The organism is Chryseobacterium sp. L12, assembly GCF_056133985.1.
Genome location: NZ_JBVYOF010000011.1, coordinates 12,603 through 32,771, shown reverse-complemented (window position 1 = coordinate 32,771; position 20,169 = coordinate 12,603). Strand labels below are relative to the sequence as shown.

Annotated in this window: 19 protein-coding genes and 1 tRNA gene; 11 read left to right on the top strand and 9 right to left on the bottom strand. The window is 34.2% G+C overall.

Features of this window, described 5'->3' with window-relative positions:
- Nucleotides 1–20 precede the first annotated feature (20 nt).
- The 4 genes from pncB to AC0NBN_RS06270 are packed head-to-tail and all read left to right on the top strand — an operon-like array spanning nt 21 to nt 3,147.
- Nucleotides 21–1,199 carry a nicotinate phosphoribosyltransferase gene (pncB, locus tag AC0NBN_RS06285; RefSeq protein ID WP_143884936.1) on the top strand — a complete coding sequence of 393 codons (1,179 nt, stop codon included), beginning with the start codon at nt 21–23 and terminating at the stop codon, nt 1,197–1,199.
- 11 nt (nt 1,200–1,210) lie between these two features.
- Nucleotides 1,211–1,738, top strand: coding sequence for a YciI family protein (locus AC0NBN_RS06280; protein ID WP_474467573.1), 528 nt, complete (start codon nt 1,211–1,213; stop codon nt 1,736–1,738).
- A 2-nt stretch (nt 1,739–1,740) separates the two neighbouring features.
- Nucleotides 1,741–2,331, top strand: coding sequence for a hypothetical protein (locus AC0NBN_RS06275; RefSeq protein WP_160813165.1), 591 nt, complete (start codon nt 1,741–1,743; stop codon nt 2,329–2,331).
- 60 nt (nt 2,332–2,391) lie between these two features.
- Entirely contained in the window at nt 2,392–3,147 is a 756-nt protein-coding gene (locus AC0NBN_RS06270) for a DUF5995 family protein (protein WP_160813166.1), read from the top strand.
- A 1-nt stretch (nt 3,148) separates the two neighbouring features.
- On the opposite strand, the gene AC0NBN_RS06265 is transcribed toward AC0NBN_RS06270, so the two are convergent.
- Nucleotides 3,149–3,808: an SGNH/GDSL hydrolase family protein gene (locus tag AC0NBN_RS06265; RefSeq protein WP_160813167.1), complete on the bottom strand. Its 660-nt coding sequence runs from the start codon at nt 3,806–3,808 to the stop codon at nt 3,149–3,151.
- A gap of 162 nt (nt 3,809–3,970) precedes the next feature.
- Here AC0NBN_RS06265 and AC0NBN_RS06260 point away from each other — a divergent pair, with 162 nt between their 5' ends.
- Both AC0NBN_RS06260 and AC0NBN_RS06255 read left to right on the top strand, forming a co-directional pair.
- The gene (locus AC0NBN_RS06260; RefSeq protein WP_160813168.1) at nt 3,971–5,422 is read left to right on the top strand and encodes a DNA recombination protein RmuC; all 1,452 of its coding nucleotides are present in this window, start codon (nt 3,971–3,973) and stop codon (nt 5,420–5,422) included.
- A gap of 33 nt (nt 5,423–5,455) precedes the next feature.
- Nucleotides 5,456–6,229: a TrmH family RNA methyltransferase gene (locus tag AC0NBN_RS06255; RefSeq protein ID WP_160813169.1), complete on the top strand. Its 774-nt coding sequence runs from the start codon at nt 5,456–5,458 to the stop codon at nt 6,227–6,229.
- A gap of 57 nt (nt 6,230–6,286) precedes the next feature.
- On the opposite strand, the gene AC0NBN_RS06250 is transcribed toward AC0NBN_RS06255, so the two are convergent.
- Nucleotides 6,287–6,517 (bottom strand): hypothetical protein, encoded by a 231-nt coding sequence (locus AC0NBN_RS06250; protein WP_474467567.1) that lies wholly within the window; start codon nt 6,515–6,517, stop codon nt 6,287–6,289.
- Nucleotides 6,518–6,702: 185 nt separating this feature from the next.
- Here AC0NBN_RS06250 and AC0NBN_RS06245 point away from each other — a divergent pair, with 185 nt between their 5' ends.
- Nucleotides 6,703–7,869 carry a hypothetical protein gene (locus AC0NBN_RS06245; RefSeq protein ID WP_160813170.1) on the top strand — a complete coding sequence of 389 codons (1,167 nt, stop codon included), beginning with the start codon at nt 6,703–6,705 and terminating at the stop codon, nt 7,867–7,869.
- On the top strand, nt 7,853–8,428 hold the full coding sequence (locus AC0NBN_RS06240; RefSeq protein ID WP_160813171.1) for a hypothetical protein: 576 nt from the start codon (nt 7,853–7,855) through the stop codon (nt 8,426–8,428). Before AC0NBN_RS06245 ends, AC0NBN_RS06240 begins: the two co-directional genes overlap by 17 nt.
- On the opposite strand, the gene AC0NBN_RS06235 is transcribed toward AC0NBN_RS06240, so the two are convergent.
- Both AC0NBN_RS06235 and trhO read right to left on the bottom strand, forming a co-directional pair.
- Nucleotides 8,380–8,952: a 5-formyltetrahydrofolate cyclo-ligase gene (locus tag AC0NBN_RS06235; protein ID WP_160813172.1), complete on the bottom strand. Its 573-nt coding sequence runs from the start codon at nt 8,950–8,952 to the stop codon at nt 8,380–8,382. The genes AC0NBN_RS06240 and AC0NBN_RS06235 overlap by 49 nt on opposite strands.
- 11 nt (nt 8,953–8,963) lie before the next feature.
- Complete coding sequence (gene trhO / locus AC0NBN_RS06230) at nt 8,964–10,325, bottom strand: oxygen-dependent tRNA uridine(34) hydroxylase TrhO (protein ID WP_160813173.1); 1,362 nt, start codon at nt 10,323–10,325, stop codon at nt 8,964–8,966.
- 307 nt (nt 10,326–10,632) lie between these two features.
- On the opposite strand from trhO, the gene AC0NBN_RS06225 reads away from it, so the two are divergent.
- Nucleotides 10,633–12,159, top strand: coding sequence for a trypsin-like peptidase domain-containing protein (locus AC0NBN_RS06225; RefSeq protein WP_143884946.1), 1,527 nt, complete (start codon nt 10,633–10,635; stop codon nt 12,157–12,159).
- Nucleotides 12,160–12,228: 69 nt separating this feature from the next.
- On the opposite strand, the gene AC0NBN_RS06220 is transcribed toward AC0NBN_RS06225, so the two are convergent.
- From AC0NBN_RS06220 to AC0NBN_RS06210, 3 genes are all read right to left on the bottom strand, one after another.
- Nucleotides 12,229–12,678 (bottom strand): hypothetical protein, encoded by a 450-nt coding sequence (locus AC0NBN_RS06220; protein WP_160813174.1) that lies wholly within the window; start codon nt 12,676–12,678, stop codon nt 12,229–12,231.
- A 3-nt stretch (nt 12,679–12,681) separates the two neighbouring features.
- Complete coding sequence (locus AC0NBN_RS06215) at nt 12,682–13,062, bottom strand: RidA family protein (protein ID WP_160813175.1); 381 nt, start codon at nt 13,060–13,062, stop codon at nt 12,682–12,684.
- Between the two features lie 194 nt (nt 13,063–13,256).
- On the bottom strand, nt 13,257–15,845 hold the full coding sequence (locus tag AC0NBN_RS06210; RefSeq protein WP_160813176.1) for a putative LPS assembly protein LptD: 2,589 nt from the start codon (nt 15,843–15,845) through the stop codon (nt 13,257–13,259).
- A gap of 53 nt (nt 15,846–15,898) precedes the next feature.
- On the opposite strand from AC0NBN_RS06210, the gene AC0NBN_RS06205 reads away from it, so the two are divergent.
- Together AC0NBN_RS06205 and AC0NBN_RS06200 are read left to right on the top strand one after the other, a co-directional pair.
- Nucleotides 15,899–17,191 carry an N-acetylmuramoyl-L-alanine amidase gene (locus AC0NBN_RS06205; RefSeq protein ID WP_160813177.1) on the top strand — a complete coding sequence of 431 codons (1,293 nt, stop codon included), beginning with the start codon at nt 15,899–15,901 and terminating at the stop codon, nt 17,189–17,191.
- Nucleotides 17,192–17,246: 55 nt separating this feature from the next.
- Nucleotides 17,247–17,318 (top strand) — tRNA-Glu (locus AC0NBN_RS06200).
- 256 nt (nt 17,319–17,574) lie between these two features.
- Here AC0NBN_RS06200 and AC0NBN_RS06195 read toward each other — a convergent pair.
- A complete protein-coding gene (locus AC0NBN_RS06195; protein WP_474467559.1) occupies nt 17,575–19,152 on the bottom strand; it encodes a BamA/TamA family outer membrane protein in 1,578 nt (525 codons plus the stop codon).
- A gap of 160 nt (nt 19,153–19,312) precedes the next feature.
- Entirely contained in the window at nt 19,313–20,107 is a 795-nt protein-coding gene (locus AC0NBN_RS06190; RefSeq protein ID WP_160813179.1) for an SDR family oxidoreductase, read from the bottom strand.
- Nucleotides 20,108–20,169 lie beyond the last annotated feature (62 nt).

Genomic DNA, 20,169 nt, shown 5'->3' with positions numbered 1-20,169 from the left:
TTGCGTTAAAATTACACAATATGCAAAACATTCATCTAAATTCGATTCTTGATAACGATTTCTATAAAATAACCATGCAGAATGCCGTGGTAAAACTTTTTCCAAGCCAGATTGTAAAATATGAATTTATCAATCGCGGAAAACATCATTTTCCTAAAGGTTTTGATGAAGCTTTACGGGAAATCATCAATCAGATGGCGGAATTAAAACTAACCAGAGACGAAAAGAAATTTCTGGCAAAAACCTGCCCTTATCTTGACCTTCCTTATCTTGATTTCTTGGAAGGATACCAATATGATCCTTCAGAAGTAAAAATAACCCAAACCGGAAATGACTTATCCGTAACCGTTGAAGGACTTTGGTACAGAACGATTTTGTGGGAAGTTCCGCTTTTGGCTATTATCAGCGAGCTGCACTATGAGATGAATCATCTGGAAAGAGATTCCAACGAAATCGTCATGAACAAAACGCTTGAAAAAGCAGAATCATTAAACAGATTAGGAGTTACATTTGCCGAATTCGGAACCCGGCGAAGACATTCTTATAAAGTTCAGAATCTCGTCATGGAAGCATTGACCCAAAAAAGAGAGTCAACTTTTATCGGAAGCTCTAACGTTCATTTTGCAATGAAGTATGGTGTAAAGCCAATCGGAACTCATGCACACGAATGGTTTATGTTTCACGGAGCCGAATTTGGCTTTAAAATGGCAAACCAAATGGCTTTAGAACACTGGGTAGACGTTTACAGAGGTGATTTGGGTGTTGCTCTTTCAGACACCTATACCACAGAGGTTTTCTTTCAGCAGTTTGATAAAAAATTTGCCAAGCTTTTTGACGGAGTCAGACACGACAGCGGCGATCCACTGGAATTTGCAGATAAAACCATTGCACATTATCAAAACAACGGAATCAATCCTTTATTCAAATACATTATTTTTTCAGATAATCTCAATCTGGAGAAAGTAGAAGAAATTACCAATTACTGCAAAGGAAAAATCGGGGTTTCTTTCGGAATCGGAACCAATCTCACCAACGATGTTGGTTTAAAACCAATGAATATCGTTATGAAACTAATCGGCGTACAATCCTTAAATAAAGAATGGATACCAACAGTAAAGCTTTCTGACGAAAAAGGAAAATACACCGGTGATCCGAAAATGATTGAGCTGGCTAAAGAATTTTTAAGAATTAAAGATTAATAAAATATAAAATGATGAAAAAACTGATTACCTTAATTTTAATTTCATCTACCTTAGTGTCTTGCGTTATTTATACAAGAGGTGAAGACGGAAAACCTGGTGAAGATGGAAAACCCGGACAAAACAGTTCGGTTGCAAAAACAACTTCAGGTTTTAATCAAAAATTGGCAGATTCATTAGGAGCAGACAATTACGGGATGAAAGCCTACACAATTGTCATGCTCACAACAGGCTCAGCGAAAATTGAAGACAAAGATAAAATGGACGAACTCATGAAAGGTCACATGAGCAATATCGGAAGATTAGCCAAAGAAGGAAAAATAGTAGTTGCAGGACCTTTTTCCGAAAAAAACAATCGAGATTATCGTGGAATGTTTATTTTTAATACAAAATCTAAAGAAGAAGCCGAATCTTGGGTGAAAACAGATCCCGCTGTTGCTGCAGGAGTTTTCAGTTATGAAATTTTCCCTTGGTACGGTTCTGCAGCATTGCCATTATACTTGAAACATCATGATGAGATTGCAAAAGAGAATCCTTAGATATGGGGTTTTATAGTAAATTTTCCGGACAGGATCTAATAGAATCCTACAAAAATCAGCTTGATTATCAAGGTGAGGCAAGTCAAGAACTTTTGGATGAAATAGAAAGAAGAGGGTCTCTCGAAAACTTCAAAGCTGAAATTAATAATCAGGCTATCAGATTGAATGAGTGTAATAGAATTATCAAAGAAATCCACAATCATTATCGCCTGAAAACTCCTAAAGATGAAGTATCAACGACAATAGAGTCAAATATTTTTTCACAGAAAGAAATTAAAATTATTGTTAATGAAAAATATGACATCATTCATAAAACCACTGAGAATTTGAATACAGACCATGAAACAATTTTAAAAAGTTTTATCGGATTAATGATATCCCCTATAGTAAGCTCAATATTTATTTTTATCCTATTAATATGTATTAAGCAGTTAATTGTGTTTCATTTTTTTCTTCTTATACCTGCATACATCATCAATTACTTAATCATTAATAAGATTACTGGAAAAACCAGAAGTAATTTAGCTGTCTTTATCGCAACATTCATAGCAACTGTTATTAATCTTTTGATTTTTGTAATGCTAATTATTTAACAACCTAAAAATCAAGCCAATTATGAAAGATTTCTTATCTTTAATGAAACCTAAACAGCCATGAAAACCATTGAAGACGTTCTGAGAAAATTAGATGAAATAATTATCTGGGCAAAACAAAATCAAAGTCCGGCGGGATATTTTGCCTGCACTTACCGAATAATGACCGCTCAGGTTTTAAAAGGAATTCAACAGAATAAATTTGAAGATAACCCGAGAATGATTCTTCTTGACATTGCATTTGCCAAAAGATATATTACCGCATGGGAAGCGTATCAGAAAAGCCAAAAATGCACAAAATCCTGGCAAATGGCTTTTGATGCAGCAAAAAATAAAGATTTACTGATTCTTCAGCATATTTTTCTGGGAATGAATGCGCACATCAATCTTGATCTGGGAATTTCCGCAGCATCTGTTATGCCTTACCAAAAGATAAATCCTTTGAAAAAAGATTTTGAAAACATCAACAATGTGATCGCTTCTATCAACCAAAAGGTTCAGGATTCATTAAACAAAATCTGTTATCCTGTCGATCTCATTGACAAACTGTCCAACGGAAAAGACAACGCTGTTTTAGATTTTGCCATTTCAAAAGCCAGGGAAACTTCCTGGGCTACGGCAGTTATTGTTTCTAATACACCCCAAATTTTAAAAGAAAATGTTATAGGAATTGTAGATTACGCCGCTGCTAAAGTAGCTTCGCAGATTCTTCATCCAAAATTACTTTCGTCAAAGCTGGCAAAAGAATTGAAAAAGTGTGAAAGCAATGATGTGGTGAGAAATATTGAAATTCTTTCCTCAACAAAAAATATATAAATCAGTTCTTATTCAGTTTTTTCATAAGAATGGTTTCCATTTTTTCGTACCCTTTTGCTGTTGGGTGGATTTCATCTTCAGTGTACATTTCATCAAGACCGTTACGGGAATCTTTCATCTCAGAATGATAATCAACGTAAGGAATATTATGTTTTTTTGCATAACCTTCAATCATTTTGTTGAGTGCGATCACTTTTTCCGCCGGATGCATTTCTTTTTTCCAACCAAAATCATAAGCAGGAAGAACGGAACACAAAACAACTTTGATGTTATTTGCTTTAGCAAGTTCCACCATAGAAACAATATTTCCGAAAACTTTATCTAAATAAATCGGACCTTGATTTTCCGCAATATCATTCGTTCCTGCAAGAATTATGACATTTTTCGGTTTTAAATTGATTACATCTTCTCGGAATCTTAAAAGCATCTGCGATGTTACCTGTCCACCGATTCCTCTTCCGACAAAATTATTTTTTTTGAAAAATGCAGGATCGGTCGAAAACCAGCCTTCCGTAATAGAATCTCCCATCAAAACCGAATTCGGAGCTATTTTTTGGGCTAAAATTTCCTTATTTTGTTTTTCATATTTTGCATAATTGGCAAAATCCTGTCCTGAAAGTATCGCTGAAAAAATCATGGCTGCAATGCTTAAAAATTTCATTTGAGATCTATTTTAATTTGGAATGATGAAATAACGTAAAACAAATTGATTCTGCAAATTTACATTTGGGAAAATTCTGAAATTTACTTGAAAATTATTTCCATAACAAAACTTACGGTTTCCCATAAAACAAATCAGCATGCCTTTTTGTAATTTTGAAAAATGGAGACTACTTATTTAATCATCGGATTTATTTCCGGAGGAATTCTTGGCGCTGTAATTTTATATTATATCTTAAAATCTTCTTCTGTTTCGAGAAGTTCTTATGATGAACTCAATAACTTATATATTAAAAACAGTTCCGATTTAGAAAATTCAAATCTGAAAATTCAGGAACTGTATCAAAATATCAATAAAGAAAAAGAACAAAATCTTCAGCAGACCGATTTGCTGAATGATCTGAAAAATGAATTTTCAAAAATTTCTGCTGAAAACAATTTTCTTCTGACTCAAAACAATCAACTGGAAAAAATATCTGCCGAAAGACAGGATTTAATTATTAAAAATTCTGAATTAAAAGCTCAAAATGAAAGTCTTGTGCAATTGTTGGACAATCAGAAAGAAGAAATAAAAAAAATTCAGGAAGAAGGAAAACTTCAGTTTGAAAATTTGGCCAGTAAAATTCTTGAAGAAAAAACGGAGAAATTTACTCTCACTAATAAGCAAAACCTAGATACACTTTTAAAACCTTTAGGCGAAAATCTGGAAAGCTTCAAGAAAAGAGTGAATGAAGTCTACGAAAATGAAGCCCGTGAAAGACATTCATTAAATAGTACAATCAAATTAATGCTTGAGCAGACTACAAAAGTGAGTCAAGAAGCCAATAATTTGGCAAATGCTTTAAAAGGACAAACCAAAACTCAGGGTGATTGGGGTGAAATGATTTTAGAGAGAATTCTTGAAGATTCTGGATTGACAAAAAACCGAGAATATTTTAAACAACAAACCATTAAAAATGAAGACGGAGATAGTTTGCGACCAGATTTCACTTTAAAACTTCCCGGAAATCAATTGGTCATCATTGATTCTAAAGTTTCTTTGAATGCTTATGAAAAAATGAACTCCTCAGAATCCGCGGAAGAAAAAGCACAATTGATAACACTTCACATTGGCTCAATTAAAAGGCATATAGACGATTTAAGTAGAAAAAGATACGATCACATCAGTGAATCTTTGGATTTTACGATCATGTTTATTCCTATTGAACCAGCTTTTTTAGTTGCTGTACAACACGATCAAAATTTATGGAATTATGCTTATTCAAGACACGTTATTTTGGTAAGTCCGACAAACTTAATTGCATTTTTAAAACTGATTTCAGACTTATGGAAAAGAGATAACCTAAGTCAAAACGCTTTAAAAATATCAGAAGCAGGAGCAAAATTATACGACAAACTGGTTGGTTTTGTAGATAATTTAGAAAAAGTAGGTAAGAATATGGATATGGCACAAAAATCTTATTCCGATGCTTTTTCACAGTTGTATACAGGCAGAGGAAACCTGATTAAGCGTGCCGAAGATCTTAAAAATATGGGATTGCAAAATAAGATCAACAAATCTCTTCCACAAAATCTAATTGACACTTCTGAAAATCAAATTGATCTTTCCGAATAAAGCATTATGCTAAATTTTGCATAATTTTGCGAAATGCTAATAGAAAGTTTCCAGAACGAAAAAATAAAGAATATTTCCAAGCTTTTAACGGACAACCGATTTAGAAAAAAATCGGGTGTTTTCGTGGTTGAAGGGCAACAGGAAAACGAAAGAGCTCAAAAATATAATTTTGAACCGGTAGAATTTTTTATTTGTGAAAATATTTTCCAGAAAGAACTCCCGAAAGGGAAAGTTCATCTGGTCAGCGATAAAGTCTATGAAAAAATTGCCTATCGCGGAACTTCAGAAGGAATTATTGGCATTTACAAAACAAAAGAAGCAGATTTATATTCATTTAAGCCTAAAGATGATTCTACAATCATCGTTGTAGAAGGAGTGGAAAAGCCTGGAAATTTAGGAGCCATTTTACGCAGCTGTGAAGCTTTTGGTATTGATGCTTTGATTGTTGCAGACGGGAAAACCGATTTTTACAATCCAAATGTAATCCGTTCCAGCGTAGGCTGTCTTTTTGGAATGGAAATCTTTCAGGCAGAAAATACCGCAGTATTTGAATTCTTACAAGAAAACAGATTCAACATTTACACCACCATTATGGATGAGTCTGCAGAAGATATTTATAAAAGAGATTTCAGGCAGAAATCTGCAGTTTTATTCGGAACAGAACATTCAGGATTAAGCAATTTCTGGATCGGAAAAGGAAAAAATAGCTTGATTCCAATGACGGGAAGTATAGATTCTTTAAACCTGAGCAATGCCGTTGCAATCACCTGTTATGAAAGTTTAAAACAGAAAAAATCTCAGTTATGATAAAGAAAAAACCGTCTCGCTGAGCGAAACGGTTCTTTTATTGTAAGTCGTAGTTAATTACTTTACTGCAGCTTTAGCAGAATCAGTTTTAACCTCAACGCTGTCTTTCTTCATGTTAGTTGCAGCATCAATAGAATCTTTCTGAGAGTTAGCAGCTGAATCCATATTGTTTTGGATTGAATCAGCGTTGTTCTCGATAGAATCTTTGTTAGTTTCAGTAGATTCACCTTTTTTACAAGCAACTAGAGAGATTGCAGCGATAGCAGCTACGAATAATGACTTTTTCATAATCAATTAAATTTAATTTTGTTAATATTGTTTTTTAAAATCTTTCTTTCTGTTCTGTTATTTGAACATGACAAAGGTATAGCAGATAGAAAGTTTGTGTATGAAAATTAATTGTAATACCTTTGTAAAACAGTTTTACAATTTATTATTACTGAAAATCAATATTTTAACTACTTTTGAATAAAGTGACTGATTTAGAACTTTTACATTTTGAACAGCTTAAAAAAGATGTTCAGGCTCAATATTTAAAAGATCACTCTCCATCTTATGATGAAATTTCTAAGTGGAAAGGGATTGATATCATTTATTTTCAGGAAGACCTTAGAAAAAAGGCGAAAGGAAACATCAGCGAGAAATCTTTTTACACCTATTTTAAATCTTCTCCCGTTACAAAGTTACCACGTATTGATATGCTTAATTTATTGAGTATTTATGCGGGTTACAGCTCTTGGTACGAATTTAAAAAGAAGCATCTTTTTGCCAACGAAGTGCTTACTGAAGACGACGATTTGAGTGAAGAAGAATTGAATGATCTTGAAAAAACAATTTCTGCCCTCACAGAATTATCTAAAAGTGAAAATCCGCCTCAAACGCATCCAATCACAATACCTGAAAATACTGTTTTACAAAAAAACAATACTGAAAATGAATTAATTGAAGAAATTTCAAATAAAAAAACTACACTATCAGAAACAGATATAAAGCCACAGAAAAAATCATATCAAAAAGCAGTTTGGATAGCAGTAAGTTCTGTATTTGTAATATTATTAGGACTTTTAGGTTTCAAAGATGAATTATTTCAAAAAACGTATACCTATTGCTTTACTGATGCGGACAGAAACCTAAGCGTGCAGCGCGATATTGAAATTAAAGTAATTAAAGAAAATGAATCTCCTATTTTCTACCGTATTAAGCCGGGAGAATGCTTTGTGTATCCTTCCAAAGACAAAACGCTGAAAATGCAGATCAGCTCTACGGTTTATGAGAATCTGGAAATTAACAGAAATCTGGAAAACGCACCTGAAAATGAAACCATTGCTCTGAAACCTGATGATTATAAAATGGCAGTATATTATTTTTCGATAAAAGATATTCAGGGAGCCAACACAGAAGAGCTGATTAAGCAAAAACGAAAACAGCTGGAAAGCCGTATAAGCAATGATGCGATAATTACTCAGATCTACGATAGTGACATCTATGGAATTGAGACTTTGGATAAACAAAAGTACATCACTCTGGTAACCACTCCTACAACTTCACTCAAGAATCTGAAGTTAATTGAAATGAAAAAAGATAAAGGAAAAATTGTTTCGATAAAATTTAAAATTTCTGCCAATGAAAACAATCAGTAAAATTTTGTTTCTCAGTATAATCATTAGCCTAGCTGTACTCTCTTGTGTAAAAAAGGAAACAGAACCGGTAAGCGATCTTCAAAAACTGAGAAATACCAACAATAAAACTGTACAAATGGACAGCGCACAGGCTATCAATACCATTACACAGCAAAAAATCCAGGAAGTGCTTGATCTTTCGACTTTATATTTGTCCGGAAGCAGAAATACGGAAATAGATACTGCTATCTATTCTCAGATAGAAAAGTATTTTCAAAAACCGGATTCTCTCACTTTCAAAAACCTCTTCAAGGAACTGGAGAGCCTTAAAGTGAAGAAAGCAATGGTAAACAACATTAATGTATACAAGGAAATCAACAATAACGACACCTTGAATCTTGCAAAATTCAATGTAGAATATTTTGACAGTAAAAATCAATCTATTGGAGTTTTTGAAAAAAAAGCACAGTACACTTTAGTTTCAAAAGAAATCCAGTTTAAAAAAGAATTCAAGTTTTATTTTACCAACTTTTATTTTTCGCCAAAAAAAGACAGTACAGCAGTAGGGGTAACCAAATAATCTAACGGAATATCATTGTCACGAACATCATCAATATTTTCATCGGGGTTAAAATAATTAACTCCGATTTTTTTGGTTTTGGCGAGAATATTTTCAAAAAATTGATCGTAGAAACCTTTTCCATACCCCACTCTATTTCCTTCAGAGTCGCAGTACAGTAAAGGCGTAACGATAAAATCAAAATCAAGAACACCGGAATCAAGATCAGAAACTGGTTCAGATATTCCCCAATCATTCGTGCTGAAAACAGTATTTTCAAATATTTCAACAGAAATCAGGTTTTTTCCTATTACTTTCGGAACAAAAACCCGAATGTTATTTCTAAAGCAATACTGAATAAAAATTTCGGTTCTTATTTCTCTAAATTTATCAATAGGAATAAACAAGTGTATTTTATTTCCGCTTACGGGTTGAAAATATTCGGTAAAATGGCTGAAAATTTTCTCGGATAACAAGAAAACCTCATCATCTGACAAGGTTTCTCTTTTTACTAAATATTTTTTTCTGAGATCAGCTTTAAGCATTGCCTCACAGATTAAGCGGGTTGAATAATTTTATAAAGTTTATCAGACAATCTGGTTCTGAAAGGAACTTCAAATGTAATCTGATCACCTTTTTTAGCTGTTTCGGAAGGCATACCATTTACAAATAAATTAGTGATGGTAACTTCTTGTTCTCCGGTTGTAGGACCACTTATCAAAACTTTATCACCTAATGAAAGATCTTTATTACTGATGATAAACTGAGCCACTTTAGCATTTTTAAAATAATGTTCAGATTTACCAATAAGAACTTTTTTAACTTTGATTTTCTGACGAATATCTGTAGTTTCTGCTTTTGCTAAAGGCTGATCTGGTAAATTTCCTGACTTTTTAAATAATAATGCATCAGATTTCCCTTTTCTGAAAACTTTATTCCCGACCTGTCTACCTTTTCTTATTCTTTTCTGCTCATCAACCGGTAAATGAATAATGTTCAGGCATTCTGTAGAGCAGCAATTTTCCATCGCTGTTTTACACTCGTCACACTGAATGAAAAGTAAATGACATGCGTCATTAGCACAGTTGGTGTGATTGTCGCAAGGTTTTCCGCACTGATGACATTGTGCTATAATATCATTGGTAATTCTTTCTCCTAACCTGTGGTCGAAAACGAAATTTTTTCCGATAAATTTGCTTGGAATGCCTTCTTCTTTTATCTGACGGGTATATTCTATAATACCACCTTCCAACTGGTATACATTCTTAAAACCCTGATGTTTGAAATATGCACTTGCTTTTTCGCATCGAATTCCGCCTGTACAATACATCAGAAGATTTTTGTCATCCTTATAATTCTGCAGCTGCTCGTTGATGATCGGCAGACTTTCTCTGAAATTTTCTACATCAGGAGTGATTGCACCCTCGAAATGTCCGACTTCACTTTCGTAATGATTTCTGAAATCTACAACAATAGTATTTGGATCTTCCAGAAGCTGGTTAAATTCTTTAGCCTTTAAATGGATTCCTTTATTAGTAACATCAAAGGTTTCATCATTGAGACCATCTGCAACAATTTTATTTCTTACTTTAATAGTTAATTTCAGGAAAGAGTGGTCATCCTGCTCTACGGCAACATTCAGACGAATGCCTTTCATAAAATCATATTCTTCAAGCGTAGCCCGAAAAGCCTCAAACTGATCAGCAGGAACACTCATTTGAGCATTAATACCTTCATGTGCAACATAAATACGACCCAATGCATCAAGAGCATTCCAGGCTATAAATAAGTCATCACGAAATTTTTTAGGATTTTCAATTTTGGCGTACGCATAGAAAGATAGTGTAAGACGCTCCTGTCCGGCTTCGTCGATAAGTCTGGCTCTTTCTTCTGCGCTTAAAGTGTTGTACAGTTGCATGCTATAAACTTTTTAAGTGAGAAAAATTTTTGCAAAGATAAGATTTAACTTAATTCTGTAAACCTGTTTTTTCGCATATTTTCAAATTGTTATTTAACTTTTTGACAGCAATCACCAGCTTAACTGATGACATTTTGTCTTTAATTATTTTTTAAGCAGTGTTAAACTCACCGCAAAATTATGGTTTAAACTGTAAAATGGCATAATTGTCGTTAAATTTTAGTTAAAATTGAAACACTTAAAACTAATTGAATACTTATTTAGCATTAAATTTGTTTATATAAAAAATAAAATTAACAAGAAGACAATGAAGAGTACATTTAAAAAACTATTACCATTTGCTGTCGTTGGCGTGATTTCAGGAGCAACCACAGTCGGCGTACAACAATATATTGGTCACGATTCTAATACTTCTGACCAATCATACTTCACAAAATCAAGTAATGTTTCTTTTGTAGGAATGAATACTGCCGCTGTAGGTGACGATTTTGTAAAAGCAGCCAAAACTACTGTTCCGGCAGTGGTTACGATTAAGAATTATCAGACCAGAGCTTCAAGCAGAGCTTCTGAACAAGATATTTTTGATTTTTTCTTCGGAGATCCATTTGGTGGAGGCAGAAATCAGAGAAAACCTCAACAGCAGGCTCCGGAAAATATGCCATCGGGATTAGGTTCTGGAGTAATTATTTCCCCGGATGGTTATATCATATCCAATAATCACGTGGTTGCAGGAGCCAACAAACTTGAAGTCGTTTTAAGTAATAAAAAATCTTACATTGCCACTTTAGTTGGCACAGACCCAAATACGGATATTTCTTTACTTAAAATCGAAGAAAAAGGGTTGCCTTATCTTAATTTTGCCAATTCAGACAATGTGGAAGTCGGACAATGGGTTTTAGCAGTAGGAAATCCGCTTGGACTCAATTCTACCGTAACCGCAGGAATTATTTCAGCTAAAGGAAGAGGAATCGGGATTTTGGGCGGACAAGGAAAAGCAACCAATCCTATTGAGAGTTTCATCCAGACTGATGCAGCGATCAATCCGGGAAATTCAGGAGGTGCTTTAGTAAATGTAAACGGAGATTTGATTGGAATTAACTCTGCCATTTCGTCAACAAACGGTTATTATCAGGGATATGGTTTTGCCGTTCCAGCAAATCTTGCCAGAAAGATTATTGAAGACATTAAGAAATTCGGAATCGTACAAAGAGGATTTTTGGGTGTAACTTCTATTGATTTATCTAATGATCAGTTGGTAGCTGCTTATAACCGAGATAAGAAGACAAACCTTAAACCAGGAATTGGTGTATACGTAACCGGTTTCTCAGAAAACAGCGGCGCACAGGATGCTGGAATTAAAACAGGAGATATTATCACAAAAATTGATGGTGCTGTAGTTACGGATTTTGCTGATCTGTCTGTATTTATAGGAAGTAAAAGACCGGGAGATAAAGTACAGGTAACGTATATGAGAAATGGCAAAGAAAACGTAACTACTGTTACACTTAAAGATCAAAAAGGAGGAACATCTACCAGAACTAAGGCAGATTTGAGCGTTACTGAAAAAATCGGAGCTGAATTTGAACCTCTGAACGACAGATTTAAAACTGAATATGGTCTGAACAGCGGTGTTGTAACTAAAAATGTGATTGAAGGAAGTGAAATGGCTAAAATTGGAGTTGTGGACGATTATATCATCATAGAAATCAACGGAAAGCCCGTAAATTCACAGAAGGATATTGAAAAAATACTTGACGGATACAAAGGTAATGTTCAGGTAAAATTTGTTGACAACTATGGACGAATTTATACAAAAGGATTTAAAATGCCATAGTTAATCTATAAAGAAACTTAAAAACGCTGCATTTCTGCAGCGTTTTTTATTATAATAATTTTGAACATTTTACTGATTTATTTTATGGGCAGTTCGTCTCTTTTTCTTTCGTTCATAAATTACCTCAACGATTTTGCCTCCCATCCATGCAAAGGGAAAGAAAACAAGAAAAATCGAAATCTTATAGAAAGTAGGATGGTAAGGGAAAATAATAACATCAAGCATGGCTATAAACAGCATGATAAAGCCAATAAGAATAGCATAGGCTACTTTGGCATATTTTACGATAATTGCCGTTACAACTCCACCTATCGTTGTTCCTAAACCAGATATGAACAAGAGAAAACCAAAGAAAGCATCATCGTTTTTCATACTTTGAAGAAACTTTTCCCAATGCTCAAAAGGAGCAAATGCTTCAAAAGTAATCCATTGCGGAAATGCTCTTATACCAAGAGTAATGATGAGACCAGCAATTGCAAGACCCATTAAAACCGCAAATGTATTTCTTAAAAAATTCATTATTTAGTCCTGATGTGCAATCATTGAAATTTCGATATCAACATTTTTTGGAAGACAGGAAACCTGTACCGTTTCGCGCGCAGGAAAGCTTTCAGCATCAAGATATGAAGCATAAATATCATTCATAACTGCAAAATCATCCATATTTTTAAGGAAAATACTCGCTTTTACGACGTTTTTAAAAGTCATTCCGGCTTCTGTAAGAATGGCTTCAAGATTTTTCATAACCTGATGGGTTTCTTTTTCAATTCCTTCCACAAGTTTCCCAGTTGCCGGGTCTACCGGAATCTGACCTGAAATATACAATACACCATTGGCAAAATTTGCCTGTGAATAAGGTCCGATTGCTGCAGGAGCATTTTCTGTGTTGATAATTTTCTTCATATAGATATTACTTTTTATAGTTCGTCTGTGTAAAAATCAATTAAATAATTTACAATTAAATACGCATTTACTATTGATCATTATCTAATTTTAAGACAATCAGAATATCATTGCAAAGTTTTGACAGCAATAAATATTCCTAGATTTATTTCGGGTGCAAATATAAAGTTTATATTCTAAAACCAAATATGATTTTAGAAAGGTGCATTAGGCTGAGTGAAACTTCTGTCCTTATATTTCAGTGCATCGCTTAAAATATTTGCTTTAATTCCTATAAAGAAGTCATACACCTTATATTGTCCGAAAGGCACCCAGTTAAAATTGATGGTGAAACTTCTTTGATCTCTGGAAAAACCAATCCTTGTATATGCCAATTCTTTGGTTACCAAATCATAATGCGTACTTCCTGTAATGTTCCAGAACGGAGTTAGCTTGATGCTTCCGTCTAATCCGATGGAAGCAATTTTAGTAGGAGTTCGGGAAAGGGTTTTGGTATAAGCGTAATTGGCATTTACATTTAACGTCCAAGCCTGATCAAAATGAGCATAATTATCATCATCAAAATAATAATTTTCATTTCGGATCTCCCCTTTCTGCGAATAGACTTTATCAAATTCTTTTTTCTCACCGAAAATTTCACTGCTTAAAGGATAAGAAAGCTGTACATTGAATGCCTGAATACTAAAGCTTCCAAAATCTTCAGTTCTGATTCCAGTTTCTGAACCGGGGGCAAATAAAATTTTATACGGCTCAATTGCTAAGCTTGTATTCACGCTCAGTTTATTTTCAAAAAACGAGGATTGTCCGTTTACTGTAATTACAGACCACGGATGAGATTTTGCTGCAAAATTGTAGTTACCACTTATATTCAATGACTCAAAGATTTTTACTTTTTTTATTCCTGTAGAATCATTTTTAGATCTCACTTTCATTTCAATATTGTTTCCGATGTTGTAAGACAATGCACCCACCATTCCGGTTGTTGGCGTTCCTACAATTCCGTTATCAAAAATAGAATAAGGAGTAAGCGCTCCGTTGGCGTCATAATAATTCCTGAAGTAACCAAATTTTTCGTCCCCAAAATCAGGAGAATAAGTAAAACCGATACTCGGTGTCATCATATGTCTGATTGCCTCAATAGTATTCCCTTTTTTGAAATTTGCCTGTCCGTAGAGCTGTGTCTGAACACTTGCCGTTGTTGAAAAAATACTGTATCCTGCCAATTTTTTATTAACCTGATCCACTTGCTTATTTTGTATCGGATCGTAAAATTTCGTAAGCGTTTTGGTTGTTAAAGCATTATCGATTGTTGCTCCTAAGCTAAATGTAAAATATTTTGCAAAAGTAGTATTGGTTCCTAAGGCGATATTGTTTTTTAAGCCAGTCTGCATTTTATCCCACATCGCCTGTGTAAAAAGCTCTCCTTCATCTGTACTTACAAAATTGGTAAGATTTAGGCCTGTATTCACGGTAATATTTTCCAGTAAGCCGCTTCTTGTACCGGTTTTTGATTTAAAAAGATAGAACTGATTGATTGCTACATTCATTTGCGGTAATCTTAAATCTGAAAGACCCGTTGCAAAATTTTGCGAATATGATGCTGTTCCGGTAATTGTTGCAGGAAGCTTCAGAAATCTTTTGGTGAGCGTAAGGGTAGAGTTCTGCTGAGTTCTGAGAACACTCTGATCCATAATATAGTTATTATTAACCGTATTATTATAAAATGTCTGACTCGTTACATCTACCGAAGCAGAAAAGTTGAGAAAAGGATTAGCTTTGGCATCTTGTGTATGTCTCCATGCGATTCTGTAAGTACCCGTTTTACTGTAGTCATCCAAACCTTTAATTCCTCTTACCGTACTTCCTATATCTGCAGAAAAATTCCCTGTATAACGGTATTTTTTGAGATAATTCATTTCAGGTCTCAGGTTCCAGCTTCCTTTGGTATAAATATCAGCAAGAATTTTGAGATCGAAATGCTCTCCAATGGGCTGATAATATCCTAATCCGTTAAGAAAAAAACCTACATCTTCTCTTTCCCCGAAACTCGGAATCAAAATTCCGGCAGAACGCTTGTCTGAAAAAGGCAGAATAGCAAACGGCATAATTAACGGAGTAGGAACATCTTCTATATACATCTGTACCGGTCCGGTGATGAGGGAAGAACTGTTTTTACCCTTTTGCATTTTGATATGAGATGCTAAAAGGTGATAATCCGGACGGGTGTCTTTTTTATCAATATAATAAGTATCGGTAGTAAATTCCCCTCTTCTCATTACAAAAACCGAATCGTTGTATTTTTTGGTTTTCTGAGCAACAATCAAACCTTCACTTTCTTCTGTTCTGGCGTTATATGCTATTGCCTGTTTGGTTTTTGTATTGTAATTAAAATTATCTGTTTCATAATCTTTTCCTCCCTGATTGACTTTTACCAGTTCGGTATATTTACCTAAAGAATCCTGCTTTCCTCTTGCATAGAAGATATTGCGCTCTTCATCAATAGAAATATAATCTGCATCAATCTGCAGATCCTGATACTTTACCTGTGCATTTTTATTAAGGTAAATCATTCTTTTAGGAACATCTCGGCGAATATCATCTGCTTTGGTATCTAAAATATCTTCCAGAGACTCTTTCGCTGCAATCACTGTATCTTTTTTGGTGATGCTATCATTAATTACCGTTGCCTTAACTGTTTTTTTAGGATTTTCCTGTGATAAAAAACTGTTAAAAATTAGGATAATTAAAATTTGTAATATATTTTTGAAGACGGTTTTGTCCAATTTTATTTATGTATAATTTGGCTCAAAATTACTATAATTTTTAAAACTGAAAGATGTACAAACCAAATTTTAAAATAATTTTAGCATTTCTTCTCATATTTTCCTCAACATTCATTTTCGCTCAAAAAAAATTCACAGTAGTTTTGGATGCAGGACACGGAGGAAGCGATCACGGAGCCAACCGCAGTTATCCGGATATTGGTTTGGTAGAAGAAAAAAATGTAACGCTTGCAATTGTCCTGAAACTGGGAGCAATGCTTGAGAAAAATAAAGACTTTAAAGTAATCTATACCCGAAAAATTGATGAGTATCCATCATTAACCGACCGAACAAATACCGCAAACCGAAGCAAAGCAGACTTATTTATCTCTGTACACGTTAACTCATCACCCAGCAGATCTGCTACCGCAAGAGGAACCGAAACTTTTGTACAGGGACCGGCACAAAACAGAGAAAACCTAGAAGTGGCAAAGCAGGAAAACAACGTAATCTATCTTGATGAAAAAGATAAGGAAACCTTCGCTTCTTACGATCCTTCATCTCCTGAATCGTTGATCGCCTTAAAACTACAGCAAAGCAAATATCTGGAGAACAGCCTTATTGTAGGAAGTTTTGTAGAAGCCAATTTTGAAAAAAGCGGTCGCTTTTCCAGAGGAGTAAAACAGGAAAACCTTCATATTTTGAGGAGAAGCGCCATGCCTTCCATTCTTATCGAAACAGGATTTGTAAATAATTATGATGATGCGCTTTATCTAAGCTCAGAAAAAGGACAGGAAGAAGTGGCAGAAAATATTTACAAAGCCATCATAGATTATAAAAAAGCAAAAGACAGAAAAGCAGGAGTAGAAATAATAACTAAAAAACCAGAGCCGAAAAAGCCTGTAGAAGTTCCTTTGAAAAATGATTTCAGAATTCTTCTGATGACTGTTCCGAATAAGTACAATCTGAATGATCCTGAACTTCGTGGCCTGAATTACATCCTTCCGATTAAAGAAAACGGAATCTACAAATATTACTATGGAGTAACCAATATGGCTTCTGTAAAAGATATTAACCTTAAAACTGCCAAAGATGCAGGCTTCAAAAATGCATACGCAGTTGGTTTTATGCCAAACCAAAAGCTAGTGACTGGTTATTATAATATTGAAGTGTATGCCGGGAAAGATAAATTAAGCGCAAACTCTTATATTCTTCAGACTCTGAAAGATGTTGAAAGAGATAAATCTAACGGTATTTTCTATTACACTTATGGAAAAGTGTATACTTTGGAAGACGCTGTAAAACTACAGAAAGATCTGGAAGACAAAGGCATAAAAAATACTGTCATTCAAAAGAATTTTAAATAGGTACTAAAATTTTGAAGTTTCAAAGATTATTAATATTTTTGCAACCTCAAAATTTGGCCTATTCGTCTAGTGGTCAGGACTCAAGGTTTTCATCCTTGCAACAGGAGTTCGATTCTCCTATAGGCTACTTATAACAACAAAAAAGCTCTTAAAAAGAGCTTTTTTTGTTTGTAAACTATTTCGTTTTAAAGAGATTTGCTCCTTAAAAAAAGAGACATCTGTTACTATTGAATTAATTTATTGAATCTCCGTCGCGGTTCTTAGCCCGGATAGCAGCGGTTACCCCGCAGTGAGGCGGCGGAGCATAGCGGAGCCGACCGAGCGAGGAGTATGAGCGAATAGCCGGAAAAAGCTCCTAAAAATAAATTATGCAAAAAACATGATCAGAAACGACTAAGAATTCCCCAATGAATTTTGATGTCATTGAATTTGAAAGGATTCCCAAACTCGTTCCCGTTAGAAAGCTGAAAACTCATTAACCCTAACGGAATAAAGAAGTTGAAACCGAGACCGACACTATACAGTTTGGGTTTCACATTTAAAGATTTGTTGTTGAGCTGCCCGTATTGCCCGAAGACATCAAAAAACGCCTGATTACCTATAAGATAACGGTATTCTACCCCTGCATAATAGAAAAAATCTGCCGCAAGAGAATTTTCATTAAAGCCCCGAAGCGAATTCCAGCCTCCGAAACGATACAATTCATTGGCAGAAAAGTCTATCTTAGAATCCATCATTGCACCTTCGCCTTTTATATTGAGAAAATGGTTGCCATTGATGTTATAATTGTATTCTCCGAAAAAGTAAAACTGATTCTGATTAGCTTTTATATTGTCAACCGTATATCGTGTAGCCAGGAAATCGTACCCTACATTGAGCTTTGATTTGTAAAGAAAAAGATCAATTTCGGAAGGTTCTGTCATATCAAAGAAAATCCCAATACCTTTTTTGTTGTAATCTTTTCCCTGAATATAAAGGCTATCGAGAATGGTTGATGATTCGAAAGTTCCTCTAAGTCCTATTCTCTGTCTGTTGTTGATGTGATAATAAAACGCCGGCAAAGCTTTTACATTGGCAAATGTGGAATCCTGTCTGAAGATGTTGACTTTCATATTCAATCCCACATTAGAACTGAATAAATACGGAACATCTGCCTGCAAATCGAAAGTCTGACCTCTATCCGGATTTCGCTGCCAGTATAAATTGACGGTTTCAAAACCATTAAACATATTTCTGAAATTCACATTCAGCGTTCCGTTGAGTGTAAACTTGTCTGTTTTATCATTCCCAAAGCCTATCACTCCATCAAATGTATTGGTCTTTTTCTTCTCCATAAACAGATAAATCTGCGTAGAGTCTTTGGTGAAAAGAGTTTGCGGCTGCCTTTCCAGGCTTACAAAAGGATGACTTTGAAAGTTTTTATTGATGGCAATAAGGTTCTTGTCATCGTATGTTTTCCCTTTGAAATCTTTATCTAAATTCCTGATGAATCTTTTCGGAACTCTGGTGTAACCTTTTACCACAAATCCGTCGATGGTACGTTTATCATTTTTGTTGATATCAAGCTCAACAATTGGATAGCCTTTTTTCTGTCCTTTAAATTTTGACTTTATTCTGCTGAATGCAAAACCATCGTCTATATATTTTTTATTGATGTTTTTTTTAACGGAATCTAAATTTTTAGTAAAAAACTCTTTTTCCAGTTTCAGTTTATCCGCAATAGAATCTGAAAGATTAACATAGGTTTCGTTAAAGTTTTTTCCTTTATCGTAGTAAATTTCCGTGCTATCACCTTTTATTTTTACGTCTTTCAGCTCGGTAAAGAAATAATTGCTTTGCGCAAGAGAATCAAGGAATTTTGCAGCAGAAAGCGAGTCTTTCACTTTTTTTTTAGCCTTGGTTTCTGTATCAATAAGAAAATACTGTTTCTTCTGCGCTTGTACAAAAACGCAAAACAACACAAAAAATATGTTTAAAAATAACTTCAATGCAAGTTTTTATTAACCCTTTAAGATTAAATTATTAAAAATTTCTCAATATTATCTTTGATTTAAAGTTTAAGAAAATACAATCTTAATGGTTTAGAATATTTTCTATATAAATTTGTTTTAATAACTTAATTTAAGCCAGTTTATTGTACTTCTTCATCAGATTTTCATAAGTTCCCTGCGGAAGAATCCATTTCAAAGGAACACCAATTTTCTGTCCGAATTTACCAAAATAGTAATGAGCTTTCCACTTATTTTTACTTAAAAGTGTATCGACATATCCTGCCACTTCCAAAGGTTCGGTTCCATCGCCTACATGAGAATTCATAAGAGCATATACTTTGTCAAAAACATTTTTATATGGCTCAGAAACTTTTGTTCTTACCCTATTTTCTGCAATATTGGTTTTAATATCGCCTAAATGAAGGGAACAAACATTAATATTCCAGGGATAAACTTCGTAACGCATCGCTTCAGTTACTTTATCCAGAGCGGATTTTGAAGCTGAATAAAACCCACGGAAAGGCAATCCCATCTCACTTCCGATGCTGGAAACATTGATGATCTGCCCAAATTTATTTTCACGCATTTTCGGCATTACGGCACTCATCATCTGAACTGCACCGATAAGATTAAGATTGAATAATTTTAAAATATCTTCTTTTGAAGAATCTTCCACAGCTCCTACCATTCCCATTCCTGCATTGTTGATGAGAACATCAATTTTGGTTTCTGTTTTTAGAACTTCTGCAATAGCATTTTGAACGGCTTCGTTATCCGTAATATCGGTTGGAATTGACTTGAAATACTGACTTTCAGTGAATTTTCTGCTTAAGCCATAAACTTTATGACCTTTTTTTCCAAAATATTCTGCTAAAACGAAACCAATTCCTGATGAAGTTCCGGTGATGATGATGGTTTTATTCAATGTTTTAATTTTTAAATAGATGATTTCAAAAATAAAACTTTGCCAGAAAATTGACAAAGTCT

Excerpts from the sequence above, each read along its gene's own strand:
- AC0NBN_RS06215 (WP_160813175.1), bottom strand. The coding sequence starts at position 13,062 with ATGAAGAAAATTATCAACACAGAAAATGCTCCTGCAGCAATCGGACCT.
- AC0NBN_RS06260 (WP_160813168.1), top strand. The coding sequence starts at position 3,971 with ATGGAGACTACTTATTTAATCATCGGATTTATTTCCGGAGGAATTCTT.
- AC0NBN_RS06270 (WP_160813166.1), top strand. The coding sequence starts at position 2,392 with ATGAAAACCATTGAAGACGTTCTGAGAAAATTAGATGAAATAATTATC.
- AC0NBN_RS06225 (WP_143884946.1), top strand. The coding sequence starts at position 10,633 with ATGAAGAGTACATTTAAAAAACTATTACCATTTGCTGTCGTTGGCGTG.
- AC0NBN_RS06240 (WP_160813171.1), top strand. The coding sequence starts at position 7,853 with ATGAAAACAATCAGTAAAATTTTGTTTCTCAGTATAATCATTAGCCTA.
- AC0NBN_RS06205 (WP_160813177.1), top strand. The coding sequence starts at position 15,899 with ATGTACAAACCAAATTTTAAAATAATTTTAGCATTTCTTCTCATATTT.
- trhO (WP_160813173.1), bottom strand. The coding sequence starts at position 10,325 with ATGCAACTGTACAACACTTTAAGCGCAGAAGAAAGAGCCAGACTTATC.
- pncB (WP_143884936.1), top strand. The coding sequence starts at position 21 with ATGCAAAACATTCATCTAAATTCGATTCTTGATAACGATTTCTATAAA.
- AC0NBN_RS06255 (WP_160813169.1), top strand. The coding sequence starts at position 5,456 with ATGCTAATAGAAAGTTTCCAGAACGAAAAAATAAAGAATATTTCCAAG.
- AC0NBN_RS06280 (WP_474467573.1), top strand. The coding sequence starts at position 1,211 with ATGATGAAAAAACTGATTACCTTAATTTTAATTTCATCTACCTTAGTG.
- AC0NBN_RS06265 (WP_160813167.1), bottom strand. The coding sequence starts at position 3,808 with ATGAAATTTTTAAGCATTGCAGCCATGATTTTTTCAGCGATACTTTCA.
- AC0NBN_RS06220 (WP_160813174.1), bottom strand. The coding sequence starts at position 12,678 with ATGAATTTTTTAAGAAATACATTTGCGGTTTTAATGGGTCTTGCAATT.
- AC0NBN_RS06250 (WP_474467567.1), bottom strand. The coding sequence starts at position 6,517 with ATGAAAAAGTCATTATTCGTAGCTGCTATCGCTGCAATCTCTCTAGTT.
- AC0NBN_RS06235 (WP_160813172.1), bottom strand. The coding sequence starts at position 8,952 with ATGCTTAAAGCTGATCTCAGAAAAAAATATTTAGTAAAAAGAGAAACC.
- AC0NBN_RS06275 (WP_160813165.1), top strand. The coding sequence starts at position 1,741 with ATGGGGTTTTATAGTAAATTTTCCGGACAGGATCTAATAGAATCCTAC.